The organism is Micromonospora sp. WMMD987 (assembly GCF_029581435.1).
GTDB lineage: Bacteria > Actinomycetota > Actinomycetes > Mycobacteriales > Micromonosporaceae > Micromonospora > Micromonospora rifamycinica.
Window position 1 is genome coordinate 2,691,628 of record NZ_CP120861.1, and the last position, 25,526, is coordinate 2,717,153.

The following is a 25,526-nucleotide window of genomic DNA, read 5'->3' on the forward strand; positions in this document are numbered from 1 at the left end:
TCCGTCCCTTCGCGTGAGGTGCCGACGGCCCCTGGCCGCCGGAGTCGCGTGGCGGGCGTCAGGAACCGGCCTCGTCGAACTCGGCCTGCAGCTTCCTGGACGCGAGCCGGCGCCATGCATCGGTGATCAGCTCTCGCAGTTGCGTCGGGTCGACGGTCGCCAGCTCGACGAACGTCCAACCGCTCTGCCCGTACTTGTTGTTCGGCGCCGAGAAGGTCGCCGGGTCCTGGTTGATGAGCGCCTGCTGCTCGGCGACGTCGATCCGCATCCCCATCACCCCGGGCCTGGGCAGGGTGCAGAAGATCTTGTTGCTGACCCGGAAGTCGGTCACGTCGAAGTGGGCCGACTGGTGCGCTCCGGGGAGCGACAGGGCGATGCTGCTGACAGTCTCGGGGGTGACCACTGCGGACTCCTCGTCGTCGATGGAAGGCGTCACGCTAGCGCCCCTCGGGCGTGGTCGGGGTGAACTCGCCCGGATCGTCGGGCCGGAGCAGCCGATCGGCCACCCGGTCGTGCGGATCGTCGCCGAACCCCGGGAAGGCCTCCAGCCACAGCGCACGGCGCAACCACCGGTGCAGCGGGAACTCCCACGTCACCCCCATCCCACCGGTGACCTGGACGGCGGTCTCGCAGGTGCGGACGGCCGCGCCCCGCGCCACCAGCACCGCCTCGTCGACCGCCTGCGCGCCCGCCGGTGACGCCTCGTCGCGCACCAGCCAGGCCGCCCGGTACGCCAGCGACCGGGCCGACTCGGTGTCGACGTACGCGTCGGTCAGCTGGTGCGCGACGGCCTGGAAGCTGCCGATCGGCCGTCCGAACTGCTCCCGCGTCCGGGCGTGGGCGACCGCCATCTCCAGCGCGCCCGACGCGACCCCGACCGCCTCGGCGGCCAGCAGCACCCCGCCGCGCAGCCGCGCCCGTCGGGCCACCTGCGGGGTGCCGGCCGGCTCGACGAGCAGCCGGGCCGGGGTGCCGTCCCACCGCACCCGGGCCATCCGACGCAGGGTGTCCAGGGTCGACAGCTCCTCCACGACCAGCCCGGTCGACCCGGTGTCGCAGGCGAACACGGCCGGTCCCTCGTCGGTGCGGGCGCGGACCACGACGCAGCGCACCGCCCCCGCCTGGGGCACCGCCGGCACCTGCCCGGTGAGCAGCCAGCCCTGCCGCGACCGGGTGGCGTGCACCGTCCCCGCGCCCGGTGGCGCGGCGTCCTCCGGGGCGCCGTCGGCGAAGGTCGCCGGCAGCCCCAGGGGTTCCCCGGCGGCGCGCAGGTAGGGCGCGGCCAGGGCGACGGTCGTCCACCACGGCGTCGGGTGCAGGCACCGCCCGCTCTCCTCGGCCAGCAGCGCCAGCTCGACCATGCCGAGGTCGTCGTCCAGCCAGCCCTGCCGGCTCAGCTCCGGCCAGGCCCCCGCCTCGCTTCCGCCGGGCCCCTCCGCCAGGGCACACACCCGCGTCGCCGGATAGCGCCGCTCAAGGTGGTCACGCGCGGCCCGCCGGATCTCCTGCTGCTCGTCGGTGAGGGCAAAGTCCATGGTCTTCTCCGTGTCGTCGCGGGCCGGTGGTCACTGGCGGGATCTGGGCAGGCCCAGCACGCGCTCGGCGACGATCCCGCGGAGGATCTCGGAGGTGCCACCCTCGATCGTGTTCGCCCTGCTGCGCAGCCGCTGCCGCTGCCAGTACCCGTGCCAGGCGGCGTCGCCGCCGTCGAGCAGCGCGGCCGGACCCTGGACCCGCAGCGCGAGCGCGCAGACCCGCTGGTGCAGCAACGACCATTCGAGCTTGAGGATCGACGCCTCGGCGCCGGGTTCGCCGGAGCGGCGCAGCGCGGCCAGCGACCGGTAGCCGGTGTACCGCAACCCCTGCAACCGCGCGTGCAGCACGGCCAGCTCGCGGCGTACCGCCGGGTCGTCCGCCGCCCCGACCTCGCGCACCAGTCGCAGCAACCGGTCGAACTGGGCGACCAGCCGGGCGGTGAGGGTGATCCCGAAGGTGCCGCGCTCGTGGGCCAGCGTGGACAGCGCCACCGACCAGCCCCGGCCCACCTCGCCCACCACGTCGGCGTCACCGACCGGCGCGTCGACCAGGACGATCTGGTTGAAGTCGGTGTCGCCGTTGAGCTGCCGCAGCGGCGACACCTTCACCCCGGGCGCCCGCATGTCCAGCAGGAAACAGGTCAGCCCCCGGTGCTTCGGCTCGGCGGGACCGGTGCGGGCCAGCAGCAGGCAGTGGTCGGCCAGATGGGCGTAGGAGGACCAGACCTTCTCCCCGTCCAGCAGGTAGCCGTCCGGTTCCGCCCGTCGGGCGGCGGTGCGGACCGCCGCCAGGTCCGAACCGGCGTCCGGCTCGGAGAACCCCTGGCAGAACAGGGTACGACCGGACAGGATGCCGGGCAGGTACCGCGACTTCTGCGCGTCGGTGCCGTGGGCGATGAGCGTCGGACCGACCATGTTCATGCCGATGATGTTGATGTGGTCCGGCGCCCCCGCGCGGGCGGTCTCCTCGACGAAGATGGCCTGGTAGGCGGCGCTGAGCCCCCGGCCGCCGTACTCCCTGGGCCAGGTGATGCCGGCGTAGCCGGCCTCGGCGAGGTCGCGGCTCCACTCCCGCAGCTCGTCGGTGCTCCACGACCGGGACGGGTCGTCGTCGGGCAGCCGGGACCGGAGCCACTCGCGCAGCCCGGCGCGGAACGCGGCCTCGGCCGGGTCGTCGTGCAGATTCACCGCGGTCCTCACTTCCTGGTGCGGGTCCGGACGCCGCCTGCTGGTCGCCGTCACGCCGGGCGCACCACGAGCGGCACCCGGTCGTACGTGCGGAAGTTGAAGCGCGGCCGACGTACCGGTTCGCCGTCGAACTCGATGGCGCTGGTCCGCCGCAGCAGCCGGTCGAACACGGCGACGCCCTCGGCGCGGGCCAGGGCGGCGCCCAGGCAGTGGTACACGCCGGCGCCGAAACTGAGGTGCTGGTTGGGTCGGCGGCCGACGTCGAAGCGGTCCGGCTCGCCGAACTGCGCGGGATCCCGGTTCGCCGACCCGACCAGCAGGTAGAGGACGCGACCGGGGCGGACGACCCGTCCGGCGACCTCCACCGGTTCGAGCGGGCTGCGCATGGTCACCTGGATCGGCGCCTCGTACCGCAGCATCTCCTCGACCGCGGTGGCGGTGTCGACCTCGCCCGCCCGGAGCCGGGCCAGCTGGTCACGGTGTTCCAGCAGGGCGACGATGCCGTTGGTGATCATGCCCATCGACGTCTCGAAGCCGGCGTAGAAGACCGTGATCGCGTTGTCGACGATCTCCTCGCGGCGCAACCGCTGCCCGTCCGACTCGGTGGTGGCCATCCGGGTCAACAGGTTGTCGCCGCCGGGGCCGTCCTCGACGAGGTCGCCGAGGTAGGCCCGCAGCCACCGCAGCGAGCTGACCGCCTCGCGGGTGTCGTGGTCGCCGTCGAACGCGACGTCGCTGAAGGCCCGGACCAGCTGCGCCGCGTGCGGCCACAGCAGGGACCGGTCGGCCGGCGGCACCCCGAGCAGGTCGCAGATGACCGTCAGCGGGAAGGGCAGCGCGAGGTCGGCGACCAGGTCCGTCCGGCCCGCCGCCAGGACGGGTTCGAGCAGGTCGTCCACGATCGAGGTCATGTGCTCGCCGAGCCGTCGGACCAGGCCGGGGCTGAACGAGCTGACCAGGACCCGGCTGGCGAGCCGGTTGCGCTGGCCGAGGTTCTGCCCGGACAGGAAGCCGCTGAGTTCCGGATCGCCGACGGTGAAGCGGTAGTACTGCTCGGGCAGCGTCTTGGTCAGCCGCTGGTCCTTGAGCAGGGCGGCCACCTCGCGGTAACCGGGCACCACCCACTGCCCCGGTCCGTTCGCCAGCACCGCGCCGGTGCGGCGCAGTCGCTCGTAGGTGGGGAACGGGTCGGCCAGCAGCTGCGGATCCGAGACGTCGAAGCTGAGCCGTGGCGCGCGAACGGCTGTCATAGGGGCCTCCCGACGGGACCGGTACGGGCGTGCACGCCCCCCGTCCGCCGCCGATTATTCGGGCTTCGCAAAACTCGTGTCAAGGAGTGTTTGCAGAGACTGTCGAAGTATCTTCAGGATACTCGTAACGACGCGTCCGCTGGGGTAGCGTCGCCGGCATGCGAGAGGAACCGGCTTCGGTTGGTCAACGCCTCCTGTGGCTGATGGACCACTACCGGGGGCAGCAGCACACACTCAACGAGCAGGTGGTGTGGCACCTGCGCGGCGACTGCGACGTCGCCGCCCTGCGCCGCGCGGTGGACCGGTTGCACGAGCGGCACGAGTCGCTGCGTACGACGTTCGTCGCCCGGCGTCGCCAGCTGGTCCAGGTGATCAACCCGCCCCGCTCGGTCGAGCTGCGGTGCGTGGACGTCTCCGGACACGCCGATCCCCGACGGGCCGCCCGCGAACACCTGGTGGCCGAGTTGTCCACCGCCGTGGACTTCGGTGTGTGGCCCACCCGGCCCACGCTGATCACCGTCGGGCCCCGGCACCACGTCTTCGTGCTGACCATGCACCACTACGTCAGCGACGACTGGTCCAACGCGCTGCTGTCCCGCGACATCCGCGCGCTCTACGCCGACGAGGAGCTGCCGGAGGTCGGCTGGCAGTACGCCACCTGGGGGGCCTGGCAGCGGGAGCGGATCTCCGGACCGGACCGGGCGGCGTTGTTCGACCACTGGCGGGGGCAGCTCGACGGAGCGCGGCTGGTCGGTCTGCCCGAGCGCGCCGAGACCCCCCGGGGGGCCGACGAGCCGGCCTGGGTCTCGGTGGAGCTGACCATCGACCCGCACGTCACCCAGGGGCTGCACCGGCTCGCCCGCCGGCAACGCACCACCGTCTTCCCGGTGATGCTCGCCCTGTTCTACCTGGTGCTGCACCGGGCCACCGGACAGTCCGACCTGACGGTGGCCTCGCTGTTCGCCAACCGCAGCCGCCCGGAGGTCCGCGACACCGTCGGCTTCTTCGTGTCCATGGTGCTGCTGCGCGGCCGGGTGACCGCCACCGAGCCGTTCGTCGACCTGCTGCGGCAGGTGCGCAACATGGTGATGGAGGGGCTGCGCCACCAGGAGCTGCCGGCCCAGTTGCTGCCCCCGGGGACGGTGACCGGGGAGGGCCGCACCGACGACGTCATGTTCCAGCTGCTCGGGTCGTTCGTGCCGAGGGCCGACATGAGCGGCGACGAACTGGACGACCTGGAGGCGCAGCTGGAGCGCAGCCGGTTCGCGCTGGAGTTCGTCGTCGTTCCGCAGGGCGACACGCTCACCGCCGTCCTCATGTGCGACCGCGACCGGTTCACCCCGGACTGGGCCCGGCAGCTGGTCAAGGACTACGTGGAACTGGCCGCGGCGGTCGTGGCCGACCCGCAGCTCCTGCCTGGCACGCCGTCCTGAGTGGCCGTCGGGCCGGCGGTGGCCCGGTTCTCCGGGTCCGTGTCCCGGGCTGGTTCGCCGCCCGGTCCGCGTCCCGGGCTGGATCGCCGCCGGGTCCGCGTCCCGGCCCGGCGTGACCGCCGGTGGTGGTCGACGACGTGCCGTCGACCACCACCGCGATCGCCGGTCAGTCGGCCTTGGGCCGTTCCCGCAGACCGAAGGCGACGCCCTGGCTGTCGCGGCACTCGGCGAACGCGCCGTACTGTGGGCTCGGGGGCCGCAGCGGTCCCACCTCGCCGCCCAGCTCCCTGACCCGCTCCACGGCCGCGGCCAGGTCGTCCACGGCGAAGTAGACGATGATGTGCGGCGGGTCGGTGTCGGGGTGGGAGCCGGCCTCCAGGCCCGCGGGCGCGTCCGGCATCTCGATGTACGACCCGTGGGTGAGCATCGTGAACTTCCAGCCGAACAGCGCCTCGTAGAAGTCCCGGGTGCGTTCGGGAACCGGAACTGCAAACTCGATGAACGACGGTTCTCCTGCCACGGTGCCCTCCGGATGGGTGATCTGTCAGGGGAGATGTCCTAGCATCATAAGGGGCACTGCCTCGTCTTTGACAGACACGCCAAGATACTTGTAAAGGCGAGTCCCGGTGGCTGGCGGACCGGCCACCGTGGTAGCCGCCGCGGCCACCCGGCCCGTCGGCCCGCACCACCGGCCCCCCGGGGCCTCGCGAACGGAGGGCACCGCAATGACTGTTTCGACCGAAGAGTCCACCAGCCTGCGCCAGGCACGCGAGATCGCCGACGAGGTGTTCTTCCCGGCCGCGCTGGCGGTCGACAGCGCCGACCGTGTCCCCCTGTCCCACCTGGACCTGCTCGCCGAGCACGGCTTCTACGGGCTGGCCGCGCCACCCGGGTTCAACCGCCTCGACCTGCCCGGCTTCCCCGCGGTGTGCCGGGCCATCGAGACCCTCGCCAGCGGGTGCCTCACCACCACCTTCCTCTGGGCACAGCACCACAACGCGGTGATGGCGGCGGCCAACACCGGCAACGCCGCGCTCCGGGAGGCCTGGCTGGAGCCGCTGGCCACCGGGCACCGCCGGGCCGGGCTGGCGATCGGCGCGGCGGTCCGGCCCGGCCCGGCGGCGCTGTCGGCCACGCCGGTCGACGGCGGATTCCTGTTCACCGGCGACGCCCCCTGGGTGAGCGGCTGGGGGCTGGTCGACACGATCTACGTGGCGGCCCGACAGCCCGACGACACACTGGTGTTCGCCCTGGTGGACGCCGCGACGAGCGACACGTTCACCGTCGAGCCGCTACGGATGTCGGCGGTGAACGCCAGCAGCACGGTCACCGTCACCTTCGCCGACCACTTCGTACCCGCCGACCGGGTCACCAACCAGATGCCGCTGGAGGCGTGGCGGCAGCGGGATCCGGCGACGCTGCGCTTCAACGGCTCCCTCGCGCTCGGCGTCGCCGACCGGGCGATCGAGCTGGCCGACGAGCCGCGGTTGCGCCCGCAGCTCGACGCCGCCCGGGACGGCCTCGACTCGGCCGACCCCGGGACCATGCCCGCCGCCCGGGCCGCCGCCTCGGAGCTGGCGCTGCGGGCCAGCGCGAACCTCGCCGTGACCGCCGGCAGCCGGGCGGTCCTGCTCGACGAGCACGCCCAACGCCTGGTCCGGGAGGCGACCTTCCTGCTGGTCTTCGGCTCCCGTCCGGGCATCCGCGACGCCCTGCGCACCGCGTTCACCACCGCCTGACCCGGTGGACCGGGTCAGGCGGTGACACACCTGCGCCGCCACCCCGACGGCCGTGCCCCGCGACGCGTACCACCGGCGTCGCGGGGCCCGGCCGTCACCGCATGCCGTCGACCAACCGGGCCACCTCCCCGGCGTGTTCCCCGTCGACCACGGTGAAGTGGTCAGCCTCCAGCATGTGCAGCCGGACCGGGAGGTGGGCGGCGGCGTGCCGCAGCGGGGACAGGTACCCCGACGCCGGGCCGACGAGCCCCCGCGACGCCTCCACCACGTCCACCTCCACCCCCTCCTCGGCGACGATGGAGTACCGCAGCAGCGCCCGGGTGTTGGCCTCGAACACCCCGTACATCGCCTGCAACTCGGCGTACGTCCACGCGGTGAGCTCCTTGAGCTGCGGGGGCGGCGACTGCCACGTCCGGCGGAGCGTCTCCAGGGCGGCGTTCGGGGCGCACGGATCGCTGGCCACCTCCACCGGCGTGCCGACGAGGTTGTGCAGGAACGCCTTCACCAGGGAGGCGTCGTCGACGGTGGGGTGGCTGCCGCAGCCCACCCACGGGTCGACGAGCAGCACCGAACACCGGCGGCCCTGCCGCCGCAGCTGCCGGGCCATCTCGTACGCCACCACCCCGCCCAGCGACCAGCCGGCCAACCGGAGCGGCCGGTCCGTCGGCTCGTCTGCCAGCTCCGGCGCGAGTTCCGCCAGGTACCGGGTGGCCAACTCCTCGATGGTCACCCCCGGCCGGGCCGGGGAGGGCGCGGTCAGGCCCAGCACCCGGTACCGCTCGCCCAGCTCGGTGAGCAGGGGACGGTAGCAGAGCAGGTCGCCGCCGACCGGGTGCACCAGGACCAGCGGCCGGTGCCCGTTGTCGGACAGGACGACCAGGCTGCGCGTCGGCTCCGGGCGGCACGCCGCGTCGAGGACGGCGGCGAGTTCCGCGACGGTGCCCGCGGTGTAGAGCGTGGCCAGCGGCAGCCGCCGCCCGAACTGCTGCTCGATGCGGTTCATCAGCCGGGCGGCCAGCAGCGAACTGCCACCGTAGGCGAAGAAGCCGACGGAGCGGCCGACCTCCGGCACCTCCAACAGCTCCTGCCACACCGTGGCCAGGCTCCGCTCGGTGCCGGTGCGGGGCGCGTCGTCGCCGACGTGCGAGGTCGCCCCCACGGCGGCGGCCCGCTCGGCCAGCTCCCGCCGGTCGACCTTGCCGTTGGCGGTCAGCGGCAGTCGCTGATCCACGTCGATGCTGCGCGGCACCATGTAGCCCGGCAGGCGGGACGTCAGGTGTTCGGTCAGCTGCGGGACCAGCTCGCCGGCCGGGGTCTGCGAGGCCACGAAGGCGACGAGCGACACGGCCCGGCCGTCGGTGCGGGTGACCACGGCGGCGTCGCTGACCTCCGGGTGCGCCACCAGCGCGGCCTCGATCTCGCCGAGTTCCACCCGGAAGCCGTTGACCTTGACCTGCGGGTCCTCCCGGCCGAGGAACTCCAGCGTGCCGTCGGGCCAGTAGCGGGCCCAGTCACCCGTGCGGTAGATCCGTTCCTGCTGCCGCGGGTGCACCAGGAACGACGAGGCCGTCAGTTCCTCGTCGCCCAGGTAGCCCACGGCGAGGCCGCGCCCGCCGATGAACAGCTCACCCGGCACCCAGTCGGGGCGGTCCCGCAGCCGGGCGTCGAGCACCTGGAAACGCTGGTTGCGCAGCGGGTGACCGTACGGGATCGAGATCCAGTGCGACGGCACCCGCACCGGCACCGGGTGGTAGTTGGACCAGATGGACGCCTCGGTCGCACCGCCGAGACTGGCGCACGCCGCGTGCGGGGCGATCTCCGCGAGTTCCGCACCCAGGTTGATCGGCACCCAGTCGCCGCTGACCATCGCCAGCCGCAGCTCGCCGAGCGGTGCCCGGCCGCTGGTGCGGACGAACTCCACGAACATCGCCAGGTAGGCCGGCACACTGTTCCACACCGTCACCCCGGTGGCCTGACACAACTCGTAGAGGTGGGTGACCTCCCGCTCCTGCCCGGCGGTCGGGACGACCACCGCCCCGCCCGCGGCGAGCATCCCGAACACGTCCCACACCGACAGGTCGAACGTGTAGTCGGAGACGGCGAGCACCCGGTCGCGGGGGCTGAGCCCGAACCGCTCGTTGATGTCGACGAGTGTGTTGACGACACTGCCGTGCGAGATCATCACGCCCTTCGGCGTGCCCGAGGTCCCGGAGGTGAAGATGACGTACGCCAGCGAGTCCGGGCTGACCTCCACCGCCGGAGCAGCCGCGCCGTCCTGCCGGGCGACGGCGGTGGCGATGTCGATGGTCCGCGCGCCCGGGTACGGCTGCTCACCCTGGACGCTGCGGTCGGCCAGCAGCACCCGCAGTCCGCAGATCTCGGCCACCTGCTCACGCCGACGGCGGGGCCACTGTGGTGAGACCGGCACGTACGCCGCGCCGGCCATCAGCACCCCGAGCAGGGCGACGATCTGGTGCGCCCCGCGCAGCGCCTGCACGCCGACCAGCTCGCCCGGCCGGACCCCGGCCTGGACCAGCTCCGCGGCGAGGGCGTTGGCCCGGTCGCACAGCTGGCCGTAGGTGATCTCCCGCCCCTCGCTGATCACCGCGGGCCGGTCCGGCTGCCGTTGCGCCTGCTCCTCGAAGAGCTGGTGCATGGTGGCCACCCGGGCCGGCGCGGCGGTGTTGTTGACCTGCTCGCGGATCTTGAGCTGGGCCGCCGGGGTGAGGTCGAACGACTCCGTCCCCCACGCCGCGTCCTCGGTGGCCAGCCGGACCAGCAGCGACCGGTAGGCCGCGAACATGTCGTCGATCATGCCCGCCGGGTACAGGTCGTCCGCGCTGTCCCAGGTGGTGACGAGGGCGTTGCCGGCCACGAAGACCTGGTGGTCCAACGCGACCTGGGGGGTGCGTACCCGGCCCTCCAGCCGCTGCCAGCCGAGGTGCTCCAGGAAGACCCCGCTGTCCGGCTCCCCGACGCCGAGCATGCTGGTGAACACCACCGGCATCAGGGCGTTGCGGGCGTTGCCCGTGCGCTGGTTGAGCTGCCGGATGACGGAGACCCCGCCGAAGGACGAGTGCGCCATGTCCTGGAGCAACTGCCGCCGCCAGGCACGGGCCCGGTCGAGGAAGGTGTCGCCCGGACTCTGCCGGCACTCCATCAGCAGGGTGCTGCTGAAGTTGCCGATGAGCTTGTCGACCTCCGGGTGGAACGGCAGCCGGTCGCCGTACATGATGTTGATGGTGAAGTCGGCGTTCTTCGACCAGTGCCGCAGCACCTCGCAGAAGGCCGTGCCGAGCACCATCGTGCCGGTGAGCCGGTTCTTCCTGATCCGCGCGGCCAGGCTGGTCCACTGCTCCGGGGTCAGCTTGAAGACCCGACGTACGAGGCGGGGGCTGGGATCGCTGGTCGTCCGGCGGCGGGGCAGCTCCGGCGCGGCGGGCAGGCTGTCGAGGCGGTCCAGCCAGTAGCGCCGCGCCCGCTCGTGCGCCTCGCCGTCGGTGCGTCGCTCGCACTCGTTGCGGTACTCCCGGAAGGTGTACCGCAGCGGTGGCAGCGACTCACCGTCGAGCAGGGCCCGCAGCTCCTGGGCGAAGATCTCGCCCGAGAAGCCGTCGATGGCCAGCAGCCGCGCGCACACCTGCACCACGATGTGGGTGTCCAGCGCGAAGACGAAGATCTCGAACGGAGCGTGTCCGACGCGTCGTGGTGGTCCCTCGTCGTAACAACGCTCGCGGTTGCGGGTGAGCAGCCGCCGGCAGACCTGTTCCGGCTGACCGCGCAGCGACCGGTAGGTCAGCGGCACGGGCAGCTCGTCCTGGACGTGCAGCAGGCCCGCCTCGTCGAACGACGCCCGGAGCATCTCGTGCCGGGCCATGAGCTGGTGCAGGGCCGCGCTGAACGCGCGGACGTCCAGCTCCTGGCAGGCGTACTCCTCGAAGAAGAGGGCGGGACCGCCGAGCTGGAAGTTGCCCAGCTCGCCGAGCAGGTACGCGTACTGCAGGTCACTCAGCGGCGCCGAACGCCCGCCTGCGGCGTCCGCCCGGGACGGTGCCGGCGGGGCGCTGGCTGAGGAGGGGTGGTGCTCCGGTCTGGCGATGTCCATGACGTTCCCTCTGGGTGCGGGTTGAACGAAGCGGTACGAGTGCCCCGCCGGAGGTGCGCTCCGGACAGTCTCTGAAGATGCGGTCGACCAGGGATCTCCGGCGACCGGACGAGGGAGCGGTGCGGCGACGGCTACCGGGCGGCTGCCCTCAGTTCGTCCACCACACCGGCCAGTTCCGCCGGGGTGGGCCGGTCGAAAACCTCGATCATCGGTAGTTGCACGCCGAAGACGATGTTCACCCAGTGCACGATGGCCGCCGCCGCCATCGAATCGCCCTCGAGGTCGTCGAAGAAGTCGGTGTCCGGCCCCACCGGGCGACCGGAAACGTTCTTCCAGATGTCGAGCATCTGCTCTTCGCTTGTCACGATGCCTCCCCACAACGTGCCCGGTCGCCGAGCGCGGCCGGTGCTCACTTAGCAGCAGGTGCCGGCCCCCACTGGTGGCTGCCGAGGTCATTGACCAGTGTTTTTGTTTCGAGAAAGGCGTCTACGCCCGCTCTGCCCATTTCCCGTCCCCAACCCGAGGCCCGCATCCCGCCGAAGGGCAACGCCGGATCGAGCACGTGCCAACTGTTGATCCACACGGTGCCGGCGCGCAGCCGGCGGCCGACCTGGTGGGCCAGGCCGGGATCGCGGGTGAAGACGCCGGCGGCGAGCCCGTACGGGCTGTCGTTGGCCATCGCCACCGCCTCCTGCACCGTGTCGAACGGCTCGGCCACCAGCACCGGGCCGAAGACCTCCTCCCGGACCACCGGCGCCTGCGGGTCGGCACCGGTCACCACGGCCGGCGCGCAGAAGAAACCGGGAGTGTCCGGCGGGTGGCCGCCGCTGACCTGCGCCCCGCCGTCGCGGGCCGAACGCAGGTAGGACAGCACCCGGGCGCGGTGTTCCGCGGAGATCAGCGGCCCCATGTCCGTGTCCCGGTCCAGGCCGTCGCCGAGCCTGATCGCCGCGGCCCGCTCCCGGATGCCCGCCACGACCTCGTCGAAGACCGGCCGCTGCACGTACAGCCGGGAACCGGCCACGCAGGTCTCGCCCTGGTTGTAGAAGATCGCGTGCGCCGCACCGGCCATCGCCCGGGGCAGGTCGGCGTCGCCGAACACGATGTTCGGTGACTTGCCGCCCAGCTCGAGGGTCACCCGGCGGAAGTCGACCGCCGCGGTCCGGACGATGCTGCGACCGACCTCCGTCGATCCGGTGAAGGTGATCTTGTCGACCCCGGGGTGCGCGGCGAGCGCCGCGCCGGTGCCGCCGTCGCCGGTGACGACGTTCAGCACCCCCGGCGGCAGGCCGGCCTCCTGGGTGAGCTGGGCCAGCGCCAACGCGGACAGCGGCGTCTGCTCGGCGGGCTTGAGCACCACGGTGCAGCCCGCCGCCAGGGCGGGCGCCACCTTGGCCGCGGCCATGTAGAGCGGGAAGTTCCATGGCACGATGGCCGCCACCACACCCACCGGCTCCGGCACGGTCAGCGCGAGGTGCCGCTCCGGGCTGCCGGTGTAGAGCGGGACGTGCTCACCGTTCAACCGGCCGGGCCAGCCGGCCATGTAGTGGAAGACCGCCGCGGCGGCCGGCACGTCGCCCGCCCGGGCCACCCGCAGCGGCTTGCCGTTGTCGAGGCAGTCGAGCAGGGCCAGCCGGTCGGCGTGTTCGCCGATCAGGTCGCCGATCCGGTGCAACACCCGCGACCGGGCGGCCGGAGACATCCGGTGCCATCGGGAGCCGGGCCGACCGGCGGCCCCCGCCGCGGCGACGGCACGGTTCACGTCGGAGGCACCCGCATGCGCAACCGTCGCTAGTGTCTCTCCGGTAGAGGGACGAAACGACGTTAACAGACGGTGGTTGTCGGCGGGCGTCCACTTGCCTCCGATGAACAGCTCGTGAGGCATATCCTCCAGACAGGACAAATGTAGCCTGTCGGTGTGTGTGGTCGCCGACATGCGAGAGACGCTAGCGCAAATACCAGCCTCGGCATACCCTCGATCGGACTTAACTGATGGCGCGAGTGTTGCCAGGTACAGGGTCTGCGGGCGAGAGCATCGAGGTGCATGATGAGATATCCGCGGAGTGTTTATCACGTCTTTGACAGGATACTTGCCAAGAAGCGAGGCAGGCGACGTTGGCCCGCCAGCTTCGCCGATCGGCTGACCCATCCGGTGCCCGGTTCCCCGGCGGTCCGCAAGCTGATCGCCGAGGGCGGGATGCGGCCCGACCTCAGCCAGGTCGACCAGATTCCCGTTCACCCCGGCGTCGACGCACTGCCACCCGCCGGCCCCGGCGACGTGGTGGCGACATGGGTCGGGCACGCCTCGTTCGTGCTCCAGATCGGCGGCCTCGTCGTGCTCACCGATCCGGTCTGGTCCCGGCGCATCCCCGGGGTACGACCCCGGTTCACCCCGCCCGGCCTGCGCTGGGAGGCTCTCCCGCCGGTGGACGCCGTGGTCATCAGCCACAACCACTTCGACCACCTCGACGCCCCCACCATCCGTCGGCTGCCGCGGCACGTCCTGATGCTGGTCCCCGGTGGACTGGGCTGGTGGTTCCGCCGGCTCGGCTTCACCGCCGTCACGGAGCTGGACTGGTGGGAGAGCGCCCGCCTCGGCGCGGTGGAGTTCCAGTTCGTTCCGGTGCACCACTGGAGCCGCCGGACCCTCTTCGACGGCTGCCGCAGCCTGTGGGGCGGTTGGATGCTGACGGCCGACGCCGACCCGGCCGTCGACGCCGCGCCCCGGCGCGTCTTCTTCGCCGGGGACTCCGCCTACGGGCCGTACTTCGCGGAGATCGGGCGGCGCTGCGGCCCACCGGACCTCGCCCTGATGCCGGTCGGCGCGTACCTGCCCCGCTGGTTCATGAAGCCGCTGCACATGAATCCGGCGGAGGCCGTACGCGCCTGCGGCGACCTGGCCGCCCCGCGGATGGCCACCATGCACTGGGGGACCTTCGCGCTCTCCGCCGAGGCGCCGCTGGAGCCGCTGCACCAGGCCCGGCAGGCGTGGCAGGCCAGCGGGCGGGCCGCCGAGGACCTGTGGGACCTGGCGGTGGGGCAGAGCCGCACCCTGCACCGTACCCCGGCCGTGCCGGCCACCGACTGAACCGGCGGCCGGCACGCGACGCCGAGCGGCGTACCCGCCGGCGTCGCGTGCCGGACGGTCAGTCGCCGGCGCGTCCCGAGGCGGCCTGCCCGGCGGACGCGGTACGCCGCGCGAAGAACCGCTTCGGCGCCAGCGCGGCCCGGTAGGGCAGCAGCAGCGGCAGCCGGTCGCCCACCCGCTGCCGCCAGATGAAGAACTCGCCGCCCTTGTCGCCGAACGGGGCCGGCAGGAACTTGGGCTGGTTGACCGTGACGAACGCCAGCTCCGTGAACTCCGTCTTGCGACGCAGCACCAGGTCACGCAGGATCTTCCCGCCCGTGTGGCTGGCCGCGATCCCGCTGCCGGTGTAGCCGTGGCCGTAGACCATGCCCGAGTCGGTCCGGCCGAACTGCGGGATGAAGCTGTGACTCCAGCTGATCAACCCGCCGTTGCCGTGGCTGAACCGCACGTCGCGCCACTGCGGGAAGAACTCCCGGAACGACTCGCCCAGCTTGTCGAACGCCTCGTCGTTGCGGCGGTGGCGGGGGTCGGTGTCCCGGTTGCCGAACATGTACCACAGGCCGCCGGCCCAGAGCACCCGGTTGTCGGCCGTCAGCCGGGCCGCGGTGGAGAACGACAGCGAGTTCGCCACCCCCTCCCGCCCCGGCCAGGCGACCCGGCCCAACTGCTCGTCCGTCAGCGGCTCGGTGACCAGCAGGTAGTTCCACACCGGCATCTGGCGCGCGTACAACTCGGGGAACGCCCCCTGCATCGCCTCGGTGGCCACGACCACCTGGTCGGCGGTGATGGTGCCGTGCGGGGTGGTGATCCGCCACTTCCCGTCGACCTTCTCGACGGTCTGCGCCGGGGTCTGCTCGTGCAGCAGCACACCCTGCTCCTGCACCACCCGGGCCAGCCCGCGCACCAGCCGGTACGGGTTGAGCAGCGCGCCGCTGACCTTCAGCGCGCCGAGGACGGACGGCGAACCGATCCGCTCCTGCGCCTGCTCCCGGTCGAGCAGGCGGAACGAGGTCACCCCGGCCCGCTGGGCGCGCTTGATCTGCAACTCCAGCCGGGCGAGCTGCTTGGTGTCGGTGGCCACCTGGAGGATGCCGGTGTTCTCGTACTGGGCGTCGATGCCGTTCTGTCGGCAGAACCGGCCGATCTCCAGGATCGACCGGGCGACCGCCCGGTACACCCCGCCCGCCTTCTCCGCCCCGTAGTACCAGAGCATCCGGCGCAGCACCTTGCCGGCGGTCATCTGCACGAACCCGGCGTTCATCCCGGAGGCCCCGTCGCCGACGAACTTCGCCTCCACCACCCGCACCGACATGCCCGGTTCGGCCTGCTTGAGGAAGTGCGCCGCCCACAGCCCGGTGTAGCCCCCGCCGACGACGCACACGTCGCAGGAGGCGTCGCCGTCCAACGGCGGGCCGACCTCGGTGGGTTCTGTGGAGTGCCAGTAGGTCTCCGTGGACAACTGCGCCATGCGGGTCTCCTTATCGACTGCTGTCGCGGGGGTGGGCGGGTGACGCGTCACGCGGGGCGGGCGGCCAGCGGGAGGCGCTCGAAGGAGCGCAGGCTTCCGTGCTGGCGGCGCAGGGCGTCGCCGTCGAGCGCGATGTCGCGGAACCCGGTGGCGAGCGCGGTGAACGTCAGCTCGCCCATCAGCCGGGCGAGCGCGGTGCCCAGGCAGTGGTGCAGGCCGCCACCGAACCCCAGGTGCGGGTTCGGGGCACGGGACAGGTCCAGCTCCGCCGGCCGGTCGAAGACCGCCGGGTCGCGGTTGGCCGCGCCGAGCAGCAGCATCACCGACCGGCCCGCCCTGATCTTGTGGCCACCGATCTCGATCGGCTCCCGGGCCACCCGGATCGCGTTCTGGATCGGCGAGTCGAACCGGAGGAACTCGTCGACGGCCGGGCGGACCAGGGTCGGATCCCGGCGCAGCCGGTCCAACTGGTCGGGGTGCCCCAGCAACGCCATGCAACCGTTGGAGACCAGCCCCATGGTCGTCTCGAACCCGGCGTGGAACAGGAACAGCAGGTTGTCGACGATCGCCGCGACGTCACCCCGCTGTCCGGGCGGGGTCGCCGCGACCATGCCGGCCAGGGTGGTCCCGCCGGCCGGCGCGTCGCGCAGCAGCGCGGTCACGTACCCGCGCAACCAGGCGACGGCGGCGTCCACGCCGTCGCGCTCGTCGGGGCGGAGGTTGGCCGCGTCGAAGACCCGGGCCAGGTCGATCACCCGGGGCAGCACCTCCTCCCGGTCGGCGTCGGGGATGCCGATCAGCCGGCAGATCACCGTGACCGGCAGCGGCACGGCCAGGTCCGCGACGAGGTCGAGGCGACCGGTCTCGCGGGCCGGGGCGAGCAACCCGTCCACCAGCGCGGCCACCGCCGGGGTCATCGCCCGCACCTGGGGGGTGCCGAACGCCTGGCCGAGGATCCGGCGGGCGTGGGTGTGCTCCGGCGGATCCTGGGTGAGCACGATGCGGGAGGGGAACTCGGCGGCCGGTCCGTCACCCAGGGTCAACCGGATGAACTCCCGGGGGAAGTGGCTGGCGAGCCGGCCGTCGCGGAGCAGGGCGCTGACCGCGGCGTGGTCGACCACCAGCCACTGGCCGAACTCGCCCCGCAGGACCGGACCCAGGGCACGCAGCCGTTCGTACTCCGGATAGGGGTCGTCGGCGCAGGCCAGGTCGACCGCGGCGATCCGGGGCCGGGCGACGGCGTCGGGCAGCGTCACTGCCGCCCGCCGACCCGCTCGGCCCGCCGGGCCCGGTGGTGCTCCCGCATCCGTTGCATGAAGTAGTCGGCGTTGAGCCAGTACAGCTCCAGCCAGATGTTGTCCGGATCGCGCAGCCACACCCCGTGCCCGGCCTCCAGGAACAGTTCCTGGACCCCGCCGTGCTCGACGCCCACCGCGTCCAGGTGCGCCACCCAGGTGTGCAGGTCGTCCCGCTCGGGGACGTGGAACGCCAGGTGGTGCAGGCCGACCCGACGCTCGTCGAACGGCTCGGCGACCGGCCGGTCGCCCTGCCCGAGCACGATTGAGGTCAGCGCCCGGGAGTGCAGCAACGTGCGGAAGGTGAAGCCCGACTCGACCGGCCGGGCGTCGCGCACGACGGTGAACCCCAGCGCCCGGCAGTACCACTCGGTGCTGCGGTCGAGGTCACGGACGGTCAGGTTGATGTGGGTACCGCCGTTGAGCGGCGGTGCGACGTCGTTGGCCACGGAGTTCCTCTCGCGAAAGACGGTCACAGGACGGTGCGCATGACGGCCCCCGCCAGCGGCGCGGTACGCCGGAACCGGTCCTCGTACCGGTCCGCGACGGTGGCCAGCGCGCTGACCCCGCGTACGCCGATGGTCCGCAGCGGTTCCGGCTCCCAGCGGCGCGACCGGTGCCCGGTCCAGAACAGCCGGGTCTCGGGTCGTTTCACCCCGGTCACCAGGGCGGCGAGCGTACGGCCGGCGAGGTTGCTCAGCGCGATGCCCTCGCCGCCGTAACCACCGGCGTGACCGAGGCCGCTGTCGCGGTCGTACACCACCGCCGGCTCGCCGTCGCGGTGCAGCCCGTACGCCCCGCTCCAGCGGTGACTCACCGGCACGTCGGCCAGGGCGGGGAAGCTCTCGGCCAGCGACTCGCGCAGCCGGGCGAAGACCCGCTCGCCGGAACCACCGGTGGGGTGCGGCCGGGAACCGGCGCGGTAGCCGGCCCCCCGACCGCCCACCAGCAGCCGGTCGTCGGCGGTGCGCTGGAAGTAGGCGAACTGGTGGCGGGAGTCCGCGACGGTGACCCGGTCCCGCCAGCCGGCCTCGCGCCAGCGCCGCTCCGGCAACGGCTCGGTGGCCAGCAGCCGGGAGATCACCGGCAGCACCCGGCGGGCGTGCCCGGCCAGACCGGCGGTGTACGCCTCCGTGGCGCACAGCACGCTGCGGGCGCGGACCGTGCCCCGGTCGGTGACCACCACGCCGGGCCGCAGGGCGAGCGCCCGGGTGCCCTCGACCACGGTCACCCCGCGCCGCTCCACCGCCCGTGCCAGGCCGGCCGCGATGACCGCCGGGTGCACCGCCGCGCACTGCGGCGTGAAGCCGCTCAGCAGCGCCCCGGCGACGCCGACCCGCTCGGTGGTCTCGGCGGCCGACAACAACGTCATGTCGGTGATGCCGAGCTTGTGGCGCATGTCCTGCCAGGCGCGCAGCCGGGCCACCTGCGGCGGGGTACGGGCCACGTAGAGCGAGCCGTCACGTCGCCACCCGCAGTCGACCTCCTCGGCGGTGAGGACCCGTTCGATCTCGTCGAGCGTGCGCTGGCCCGCCCGGTAGAAGCGCATGGCGTCCATCGGGCCGTAGCGGCGCACGAGATTGGCCAGCAGGGCGGGCATCTCCGTGGTGCACCAGCCGCCGTTGCGTCCGCTGGCCCCGTACGCCACGTGTTCCGCCTCCACGAGCAGCACGGACAACTGGGGCGCCAGCTCGGTCAGGTAGTAGGCGGTCCACAGGCCGGTGAAGCCGGCGCCGACCACGACCACGTCGGCCCGCACGTCGCCGGCCAGGGCGGGCCGCACCGTCCGCAGGGACGCGGGCAGAGTGTCCAGCCACAGGCTGGCCGGTCGGGCCTCGTCGGGGGAGGGAGTCATGCCGGGCCGCCGCTACCGGCCGGCGACGGTGGTCAGGTCGCCGAGGACCGCCGCGGCCAGGGCGCGCTTGTCGACCTTGCCGACGTTCGTCAGCGGCAGTGCCTCGACCACCGCCAACCGGTCCGGCAGCTTGTAGTCGGCCAGCCCGCGGTCCCGCAGCAGTTTGCGCAGTTCCGCCAGGGTGGGCGCCGGACCGTCGGCGACGACGACCGCGCAGGTCTTCTCGCCGAGCTGCCGGTCGGGGACCGGGACGACCGCCGCCGCGCGGACCCGTTCGTGGGTCAGCAGGTGCCCCTCCACCTCGTCGGCCATCACCTTCTCGCCACCCCGGTTGACCACGTCCTTGATCCGCCCGGAGATGACCAGACGGCCCTCGGGATCGATCCGGGCCAGGTCGCCGGTCCGCAGGAAGCCGTCGGGGGTGAAGGTCGTCCGGTTGTGCTCGGGTACGGCGAAGTAGCCGCGCAGCACGCACGGTCCGCGCGCCAGCAGCTCGCCGACCTCGCCCGGCGTGACGGGCCGGCCGGTCGGGTCGACGACGAGCAGCTCGTCGTCGGCGCACATCGGGGTGCCCTGGGTGGTCGCCGCGGCCTCGTCACCGTCGTCGGGCCGGGTGAAGCAGAGGACCCCCTCCGCCATGCCGAACCAGTGGGTGAGCGTGGCGCCCAGGGCCGGGCGGACCGCGCGGGCCAGGTCGGGGTGCAGGACGGCCCCGCCGACCTCGATGACCAGCTCGGGCAGGTGCACGTCGAACATCGGGGCGGTCTCCACCCACAGCGACAGCACGGCCGGCATGACGGTGGTGAGGGTGACCCGTTCCTGGGCGATCAGCGGGAAGACCTCGTCGGGGCTGGGGCTGGCCGCCAGCACCGCCCGGCCGCCGACCCGCAGCGCCCCGAACACGCCCGGGCAGCCCAGGGCGGCGTTGTGCGCCACCGGCACCGCCGCGAGGTAGGCGTGCCGGTGGTCGAAGGACATCGCCGCGGCGGTGGCGCGCAGCTGGAAGGCGTAGTCGTCGTGGGTGCGGGGGATCAGCTTCGGTAGCCCGGTCGTCCCGCCGGAGAGCAGGAAGAACGCCACGTCCTGCGGGTCGGGGCGGGGCAGCTCCCGGGCCGGGGCGCGCACCTGCGACCAGGCGAGGAACGGCCCGGGATCCCCGACCACCAGCACGTGTCGCAGGGTGGGGCAGGCGTCGCGGACCTCCTGCGCCACCGCGCGGTGGTCCACTCCGGGCGCCCGGTCGCCGGTGACCAGGGCGACGGCCCCGACGTACTGCGTCAGGTAGGTCAGCTCGGCCCGGCGGTGCGCCGGCAGGGCCAGCACCGGCAACGCGCCCACCCGGAACAGCGCCACGCAGGTGACCAGGAACTCGACGGTGTTGGGCAGCTGCACGACCACGCCGTCGCCGGGGCGCACGCCCAGCTCGGTCAGGCCCGCCGCCAGCTCGTCGGCGCGGGCGTCGAGTTCGCCGTAGGTGTGCCGGCCGTGCCGGGTGACCACGGCGGTGCGGCCGGGGTCACGGGCCTCGCCGTCCCAGTCGGCCCACGGACGGAGCAGGTCACCGAGGACCTCGCCACGCCAGTAGCCGGCCTCGCGGTATCGGTCGACGAACTCCGCCGGCCAGGGGGTGAAGCCTTCACGAACAGCCACGGGGCCTCCCGTACGCCGGTCACCTGGGGTATCCGTAGGCACCGTATCGACGCTCCAGAAGACACACAAGGGTCTGTGCAAAGACGATGCTCGTATTTTCCAGATACGAGTCCCTGCACTACCGTGGAAGGCCAGTGCCGGGACCGAGAGAGGACGGCCGCGATGCGGGTACGTGTGGACTTTGACAGCTGTGACAGCAACGGCCTCTGCGCCGCCGAGGCGCCGACGGTCTTCGAGGTACGCGACGACGACTTTCTCTACGTGCTCCAGGAGAACCCGCCGCAGGAGCTGTGGCCGGAGGTGACCCGGGCCGCCAACGCCTGCCCGAAGTTCGCCATCACCCTGGAGGACCAGTGACCCCAGCGGACCGCGAGCCGGTGGTGGTCGCGGCGGTCCGCACCCCGATCGGCAAGCGGGGCGGCGCGCTGGCCGGGCTGAAGGGCGTCGCACTGCTGCGCCACGTGCTGCGGGCGGTCGTCGACCAGGCGGGCATCCAGCCTGATGCCGTGGAGCAGGTGGTGGGCGGGTGCGTCACCCAGGTCGGCGAGCAGAGCCTGAACGTCACCCGCAACGCGTGGCTGAACGCCGGCTGGGATCCCGCGGTCGGTTGCACCACGGTGGACGCCTCGTGCGGCTCCGCCCAGCAGGCCAACCACCTGGTCGCCGCGCTGATCGGCAGCGGCGGCATCGACGTCGGCATCGCCTGCGGGGTCGAGTCGATGAGCCGCGTCCCGATCGGATCCAACCTCTACAACGGACCGGGCCACTACAAGACCGCCGACTACCCGTGGGACGACCCGCCGAAGGCGCAGTTCGGGGGTGCCGAGCGGATCGCCGCCCGGCAGGGACTCACCCGGGCCGACGTCGACGCGTACGGGGTGCTCTCCCAGGCGCGCGCGGCGGCGGCCTGGGCGGCCGGACACTTCGACCGGGAGGTGGTCGGCATCGACGCCCCGGTGCCGGGGGACGACGACGGCGCCGGCCACCGCCGGGTCGACCGGGACGAGGGGCTGCGCGCGACCACCCTGGAGGCGCTGGCCGCGCTCCGGCCGAACGTGCCCGACGGGGTGCACACCGCCGGCACCACCTCGCAGGTCTCCGACGGCGCTTCGGCGATCCTGTGGATGTCCCGCGCCCGGGCCCGCGCGCTGGGGCTGCGGCCCCGGGCGCGGCTGGTCGCCCAGGTGGTCACCGGAGCGGACCCGTACTACCTGCTCGACGGGCCGGTGGCGGCGACCGGCCGGGCGCTGAAACACGCCGGGATGTCCCTGGACGACCTCGACCTGATCGAGGTCAACGAGGCGTTCGCGGGCGTGGTGCTCAACTGGACGCAGCAGTACGACACCGACCTGGAACGGGTGAACGTCAACGGCGGGGCGATCGCGTTGGGTCACCCCCTCGGTTCCAGTGGCACCCGCCTGCTGGTCACGGCGCTGCACGAGCTGGAGCGACGGGACGCGCAGACGGCGCTGGTCACCATGTGCTGCGGGGGCTCCCTGGGCACCGCGACGATCCTGGCGCGGGTGTGACGTGCGGCGCGAGGAGTTCTACCGGGAGGCCCGCGACGACCTCGACGGCCCCCTGCACGGCCTGTCCGTGCTGGACGTGACCAAGGTGTGGTCCGGCCCGCTGGCCACCAGCCTGCTCGCCGACATGGGGGCGGACGTGGTCCGGGTCGAGCTGCCGTACGGCCGCGACGGCGAGGTGCCGCCGGAGATCCCCGGCACGGGCCTGTCGTGGTTCCGCGAGACGGTGAACCGGAACAAGCGCAGCGTGGGCCTGGACCTGCGGCAGCCCGCCGGCCGGGAGGCCTTCCTCGGGCTGGTGCGCGACGCGGACGTGGTGGTGGAGAACTACAGACCCGGCACGCTGGACGGCTGGGGGGTCGGCTACGCCGACTGCCGCCGGGTCCGGCCGGACGTCGTGTTCGTCTCCATCACCGGTTGGGGCCAGTTCGGCCCGGACGTGGACCGGCCGGCGTACGACCCGGTGGTGCAGGCCGCGAGCGGCTGGATGGCGCTCAACGGCGACCCGGCGGGCCGTCCGGTGCGGGCGCCGACCTTCCTCGCCGACGAACTGGCCGGCCTGCACGCGGCCGTCGGGGCGCTGGCCGCCCTGGCCCACCGCGACCGCACCGGCGAGGGCCAGCACCTCGACGTGGCCATGCTCGACAGCCTGCTCGCCAGCAGTTGTGGGCTGTTGACGCTGGCCGCGACCGGTGCGCCGCCGGCCCGGTGGGGCAACGAGACCGACTTCGCGGTCCCGTCGAACGTCTACTCCTGCCGTGGCGGCGAGGTCTACCTGTCCGTCGCCCTGGACAAGCACTGGCGGGCGCTGGCGGAGACGATCGGCCGGCCGGAACTGGCGCACGCGCCCGGCTACGGGCGGGGCGCGCAGCGCCGCCGCAACCGTGCCGAGGTCGACGCCCTGGTGGCCGACTGGTGCCGCGGCCGTACGGTCGACGAGGTGATGGCGGCGTTCCGCGCCGCGCACCTGGTCGCCGAGCGGGTCCGCACCCTGGCCGAGGTGGCGGCCGATCCGCAGGTGTCGGCGCGGGACATGCTCCAGCCGACGGTGCTGCACAACGGCACGGTCGCGCCGCTCACCGGCCCGGCGGTGAAGTTCTCCCGCACCCCGACCCGGATCCGCCGGGGTGCGCCGGCGGCCGGCGCGGACAGCCGTGACGTGCTGCCCGGCACCGCCCCGGACCCCGACGGGCGATAGTGTCCGGCTAGCTTTTGCAGAGTATCTGGCTGCGCTTTGCGTGTCTCTTGCTGCTTCTATTGATGTCGGGCCGAAGATGCTTCAACATAGGAGTGCAAGATACGAGTTCCCGTCGCCGATCGGGGGCACCCGGCGTGGGTGCGACGGGCAGAGGAGGCGTCTGTGAGCGAGCGACCGCTGGCACTGGTGACCGGCGCCTCGCGGGGCATCGGCCGCGCGGTGGCCGTCCGGCTCGCCGAGCAGGGCTACGGCGTTGCCTGCTGCTACAGCAGGCCCAGCGAAGCCGCCGAGAAGACCGAGGCGCAGGTCGCCGCGATCGGCGTCCCCAGCTACTTCGCGCCCTGCGACGTCGCCGACGACCAGGCGGTCGACGCGTTCATCACCGAGGCCGAGGCGCGGTTGGGCCCGATCGGGCGGCTGGTGAACAATGCCGGCATCACCCGGGACAGCCCGCTGGTGCTGGCCCGCCGCCCCGACTGGCAGGCGGTACTCGACATCAACCTCGGCGGCACCTGGAACTTCTGCCGGGCCATGGCCTTCCGGTTCATGAAGCGCCGTGCCGGCGTCATCGTCAACCTCTCCTCCATCGCCGGCATCCACGGCAACGTCGGGCAGACGGCGTACGCGGCCAGCAAGGCGGGCATCATCGGGTTGAGCCGCTCGCTGGCCAAGGAGGTCGCCCGCTACGGCGTGCGGGTCAACGTGGTCGCACCCGGCTTCATCGAGACCGACATGACCGACGCGCTGGACGCCAAGGCCCGGGAGCAGGCCCTCGGCATGATCGGCCTGCGCCGCTTCGGCCGCCCCGAGGACGTCGCCGCGATGGTGGGCTTCCTCCTGTCCGACCAGGCCGACTACATCACCGGCCAGGTGTTCCAGGTGGACGGGGGGATGGTCCTGTGACCGCGACGACGACAGCGCCGGCCTGGCGGTCCGCCACCCGGGTGCCGTACGCCGCCCCGCTACCGGCGGTCGACCGGCTCCAGGCGACCGCGGGCGACGACGGCGGCTGGACGGTCGTCGCCCGGGTCGCGGTCGATCCCCGGGATCCGAACCTCGCCGGCCACTTTCCCGGCCAGCCGATCTACCCGGGCGTGTTCGTGGTGGAGACCCTGTGCCAGGCGATGACCCAGGCCGTTCCCGGCCCGCCCCGGCTGCGGACGGTCACCTCGATCCGGTTCCTCGCGGCGCTGCTCGGCGGCGACGAGATGGAGCTCACCCTCGACGTCCGGCCGACCACCCCGGCACCGTCCGACCCGGCGGCACCGACCACCCCGTCGGACCCGGCGACACCGGCCACCTCGGCACCGGCCGGCTGGCAGGTCCGTGGCGTCGCCCGACGCACCGACGGGACGGTCACCGCGCAACTGCGGGCCGTCTTCGACGCCGGAGCCGACGCGTGAACGCCGCCGAGATCCGGGCGATCCTGCCGCAGCGTCACCCGTTGCTGCTGGTCGACCGGGTGACCAGCCGGGACGGCGACACCATCGAGACGGTCAAGGCGATCACCGCCACCGAACCGTGCTACGCCCATCTCGGTGACGACGCCACCGCCGGGGACTACGCCTACCCGGCCTCGCTGCTCATCGAGTCGTTCGGGCAGAGCGCGGCGCTGCTGTGGCTGGCCGGTGCCGCCCCGTCGCAACGCGTCACCGACGACACCCTGCTGCTCTTCGTGGGCGCCCGGGACTACACCGTCACCGGTCACGCGTACCCGGGCGACATCGTCCGGCACGTCGTACGCCTGGAGCGTGTCGTCGCCGACACCGCCTTCGCCACCGGCGAGAGCTGGGTCGGCCAGCGGCGCATCGCCACCGTCGGCTCGCTCATGGCCGCCCGTCGTCCCCGCGCCGCCGTCGGCGAACAGCCGACCGGCCCGCAGGGCCGGGACGCCGACCGCACCATCCCTGCTAACACCAGTTCCCAAGGAGGCCGACATGTCCGGTGAGAACGAGCGGTACGAGCAGCTCCGGGAGATCATCGCCGAGGTGTTGGAAGTCGAGACCGACGAACTGACCGACACCGGGGACTTCGCCGAGGAGTACCAGGCGGACTCGCTGCGGGCCATCGAGATCCTCGCCCGCATCGACAAGGAGTTCAAGGTGGAGATCCCGCAGTCGGAGCTGCCCGAGCTGCGTAACCTCAAGACCACCTACGAGGCCGTGGCCCGGCACGCCGGCTGGCAGGACTGAGACC

23 protein-coding genes are annotated in these 25,526 nt (G+C 72.9%); 10 read left to right on the forward strand and 13 right to left on the reverse strand.

From position 1 onward, the window contains the following. Positions 1-58: 58 nt before the first annotated feature. Genes O7612_RS11585 through O7612_RS11600 form a run of 4 tightly spaced genes read right to left on the reverse strand, consistent with a single transcriptional unit; the run spans position 59 to position 3,973 of the window. Positions 59-436 (reverse strand): MmcQ/YjbR family DNA-binding protein, encoded by a 378-nt coding sequence (locus O7612_RS11585; protein WP_282272973.1) that lies wholly within the window; start codon positions 434-436, stop codon positions 59-61. Position 437: 1 nt separating this feature from the next. Beyond that, positions 438-1,535: an acyl-CoA dehydrogenase gene (locus O7612_RS11590; protein ID WP_282272975.1), complete on the reverse strand. Its 1,098-nt coding sequence runs from the start codon at positions 1,533-1,535 to the stop codon at positions 438-440. 30 nt (positions 1,536-1,565) lie between these two features. Further along, positions 1,566-2,723, reverse strand: a complete 1,158-nt coding sequence (locus O7612_RS11595; protein ID WP_282272976.1) for an acyl-CoA dehydrogenase family protein — start codon at positions 2,721-2,723, stop codon at positions 1,566-1,568. A gap of 50 nt (positions 2,724-2,773) precedes the next feature. After that, a complete protein-coding gene (locus O7612_RS11600; RefSeq protein ID WP_282272977.1) occupies positions 2,774-3,973 on the reverse strand; it encodes a cytochrome P450 in 1,200 nt (399 codons plus the stop codon). A 158-nt stretch (positions 3,974-4,131) separates the two neighbouring features. Here O7612_RS11600 and O7612_RS11605 point away from each other — a divergent pair, with 158 nt between their 5' ends. Next, a complete protein-coding gene (locus O7612_RS11605) occupies positions 4,132-5,406 on the forward strand; it encodes a condensation domain-containing protein (RefSeq protein ID WP_282272978.1) in 1,275 nt (424 codons plus the stop codon). Between the two features lie 166 nt (positions 5,407-5,572). Here O7612_RS11605 and O7612_RS11610 read toward each other — a convergent pair whose 3' ends face one another. Beyond that, positions 5,573-5,926 carry a VOC family protein gene (locus tag O7612_RS11610; RefSeq protein WP_282272980.1) on the reverse strand — a complete coding sequence of 118 codons (354 nt, stop codon included), beginning with the start codon at positions 5,924-5,926 and terminating at the stop codon, positions 5,573-5,575. A gap of 205 nt (positions 5,927-6,131) precedes the next feature. Here O7612_RS11610 and O7612_RS11615 point away from each other — a divergent pair, with 205 nt between their 5' ends. After that, positions 6,132-7,145, forward strand: coding sequence for an acyl-CoA dehydrogenase family protein (locus O7612_RS11615; RefSeq protein WP_282272981.1), 1,014 nt, complete (start codon positions 6,132-6,134; stop codon positions 7,143-7,145). A gap of 94 nt (positions 7,146-7,239) precedes the next feature. Here O7612_RS11615 and O7612_RS11620 read toward each other — a convergent pair whose 3' ends face one another. The 3 genes from O7612_RS11620 to O7612_RS11630 form a co-directional block, all read right to left on the reverse strand. Next, positions 7,240-11,250, reverse strand: coding sequence for an amino acid adenylation domain-containing protein (locus O7612_RS11620; RefSeq protein ID WP_282272982.1), 4,011 nt, complete (start codon positions 11,248-11,250; stop codon positions 7,240-7,242). A 131-nt stretch (positions 11,251-11,381) separates the two neighbouring features. Beyond that, positions 11,382-11,615, reverse strand: a complete 234-nt coding sequence (locus O7612_RS11625; RefSeq protein ID WP_089004283.1) for an acyl carrier protein — start codon at positions 11,613-11,615, stop codon at positions 11,382-11,384. 44 nt (positions 11,616-11,659) lie between these two features. Beyond that, positions 11,660-13,186, reverse strand: a complete 1,527-nt coding sequence (locus O7612_RS11630; RefSeq protein ID WP_348774281.1) for an aldehyde dehydrogenase family protein — start codon at positions 13,184-13,186, stop codon at positions 11,660-11,662. 216 nt (positions 13,187-13,402) lie between these two features. Between O7612_RS11630 and O7612_RS11635 the strand changes: the two genes are divergently transcribed. Continuing rightward, complete coding sequence (locus tag O7612_RS11635) at positions 13,403-14,338, forward strand: MBL fold metallo-hydrolase (protein ID WP_282272983.1); 936 nt, start codon at positions 13,403-13,405, stop codon at positions 14,336-14,338. A gap of 58 nt (positions 14,339-14,396) precedes the next feature. Here the strand turns inward: O7612_RS11635 and O7612_RS11640 are convergent, their stop codons facing one another. From O7612_RS11640 to O7612_RS11660, 5 genes are read right to left on the reverse strand one after another with little or no spacing between them, the layout of a single operon-like run. Continuing rightward, complete coding sequence (locus O7612_RS11640) at positions 14,397-15,806, reverse strand: FAD-dependent oxidoreductase (RefSeq protein WP_282272985.1); 1,410 nt, start codon at positions 15,804-15,806, stop codon at positions 14,397-14,399. A gap of 47 nt (positions 15,807-15,853) precedes the next feature. Next, positions 15,854-17,062: a cytochrome P450 gene (locus tag O7612_RS11645; RefSeq protein ID WP_282272986.1), complete on the reverse strand. Its 1,209-nt coding sequence runs from the start codon at positions 17,060-17,062 to the stop codon at positions 15,854-15,856. Continuing rightward, the gene (locus O7612_RS11650) at positions 17,059-17,550 is read right to left on the reverse strand and encodes a VOC family protein (RefSeq protein WP_282272988.1); all 492 of its coding nucleotides are present in this window, start codon (positions 17,548-17,550) and stop codon (positions 17,059-17,061) included. Before O7612_RS11650 ends, O7612_RS11645 begins: the two co-directional genes overlap by 4 nt. A gap of 23 nt (positions 17,551-17,573) precedes the next feature. Continuing rightward, on the reverse strand, positions 17,574-18,956 hold the full coding sequence (locus tag O7612_RS11655; protein ID WP_282272990.1) for an FAD-dependent oxidoreductase: 1,383 nt from the start codon (positions 18,954-18,956) through the stop codon (positions 17,574-17,576). Positions 18,957-18,968: 12 nt separating this feature from the next. Continuing rightward, positions 18,969-20,606, reverse strand: coding sequence for an AMP-binding protein (locus tag O7612_RS11660; protein ID WP_282272992.1), 1,638 nt, complete (start codon positions 20,604-20,606; stop codon positions 18,969-18,971). A gap of 162 nt (positions 20,607-20,768) precedes the next feature. Between O7612_RS11660 and O7612_RS11665 the strand changes: the two genes are divergently transcribed. From O7612_RS11665 to O7612_RS11695, 7 genes are all read left to right on the forward strand, one after another. After that, positions 20,769-20,963 carry a ferredoxin gene (locus tag O7612_RS11665; protein ID WP_282272994.1) on the forward strand — a complete coding sequence of 65 codons (195 nt, stop codon included), beginning with the start codon at positions 20,769-20,771 and terminating at the stop codon, positions 20,961-20,963. Continuing rightward, positions 20,960-22,135: a steroid 3-ketoacyl-CoA thiolase gene (locus O7612_RS11670; RefSeq protein WP_282272996.1), complete on the forward strand. Its 1,176-nt coding sequence runs from the start codon at positions 20,960-20,962 to the stop codon at positions 22,133-22,135. Before O7612_RS11665 ends, O7612_RS11670 begins: the two co-directional genes overlap by 4 nt. Position 22,136: 1 nt before the next feature. Further along, positions 22,137-23,330 (forward strand): CoA transferase, encoded by a 1,194-nt coding sequence (locus O7612_RS11675; protein WP_282272998.1) that lies wholly within the window; start codon positions 22,137-22,139, stop codon positions 23,328-23,330. Positions 23,331-23,492: 162 nt separating this feature from the next. Beyond that, entirely contained in the window at positions 23,493-24,233 is a 741-nt protein-coding gene (gene fabG, locus O7612_RS11680) for a 3-oxoacyl-[acyl-carrier-protein] reductase (protein WP_282273000.1), read from the forward strand. Beyond that, positions 24,230-24,733 carry a 3-hydroxyacyl-ACP dehydratase gene (locus O7612_RS11685; protein ID WP_282273002.1) on the forward strand — a complete coding sequence of 168 codons (504 nt, stop codon included), beginning with the start codon at positions 24,230-24,232 and terminating at the stop codon, positions 24,731-24,733. Before fabG ends, O7612_RS11685 begins: the two co-directional genes overlap by 4 nt. Next, on the forward strand, positions 24,730-25,278 hold the full coding sequence (locus O7612_RS11690; protein ID WP_282273004.1) for a beta-hydroxyacyl-ACP dehydratase: 549 nt from the start codon (positions 24,730-24,732) through the stop codon (positions 25,276-25,278). The genes O7612_RS11685 and O7612_RS11690 overlap by 4 nt, the downstream gene beginning before the upstream one ends. Continuing rightward, positions 25,268-25,522 carry an acyl carrier protein gene (locus tag O7612_RS11695; RefSeq protein ID WP_067310308.1) on the forward strand — a complete coding sequence of 85 codons (255 nt, stop codon included), beginning with the start codon at positions 25,268-25,270 and terminating at the stop codon, positions 25,520-25,522. The genes O7612_RS11690 and O7612_RS11695 overlap by 11 nt, the downstream gene beginning before the upstream one ends. The last annotated feature ends 4 nt before the right edge of the window (positions 25,523-25,526 follow it).

Excerpts from the sequence above, each read along its gene's own strand:
- O7612_RS11655 (WP_282272990.1), bottom strand. The coding sequence starts at position 18,956 with ATGACTCCCTCCCCCGACGAGGCCCGACCGGCCAGCCTGTGGCTGGAC.
- O7612_RS11590 (WP_282272975.1), bottom strand. The coding sequence starts at position 1,535 with ATGGACTTTGCCCTCACCGACGAGCAGCAGGAGATCCGGCGGGCCGCG.
- O7612_RS11695 (WP_067310308.1), top strand. The coding sequence starts at position 25,268 with ATGTCCGGTGAGAACGAGCGGTACGAGCAGCTCCGGGAGATCATCGCC.
- O7612_RS11665 (WP_282272994.1), top strand. The coding sequence starts at position 20,769 with ATGCGGGTACGTGTGGACTTTGACAGCTGTGACAGCAACGGCCTCTGC.
- O7612_RS11640 (WP_282272985.1), bottom strand. The coding sequence starts at position 15,806 with ATGGCGCAGTTGTCCACGGAGACCTACTGGCACTCCACAGAACCCACC.
- O7612_RS11630 (WP_348774281.1), bottom strand. The coding sequence starts at position 13,186 with ATGTCGGCGACCACACACACCGACAGGCTACATTTGTCCTGTCTGGAG.
- O7612_RS11620 (WP_282272982.1), bottom strand. The coding sequence starts at position 11,250 with ATGGACATCGCCAGACCGGAGCACCACCCCTCCTCAGCCAGCGCCCCG.
- O7612_RS11605 (WP_282272978.1), top strand. The coding sequence starts at position 4,132 with ATGCGAGAGGAACCGGCTTCGGTTGGTCAACGCCTCCTGTGGCTGATG.
- O7612_RS11600 (WP_282272977.1), bottom strand. The coding sequence starts at position 3,973 with ATGACAGCCGTTCGCGCGCCACGGCTCAGCTTCGACGTCTCGGATCCG.
- O7612_RS11615 (WP_282272981.1), top strand. The coding sequence starts at position 6,132 with ATGACTGTTTCGACCGAAGAGTCCACCAGCCTGCGCCAGGCACGCGAG.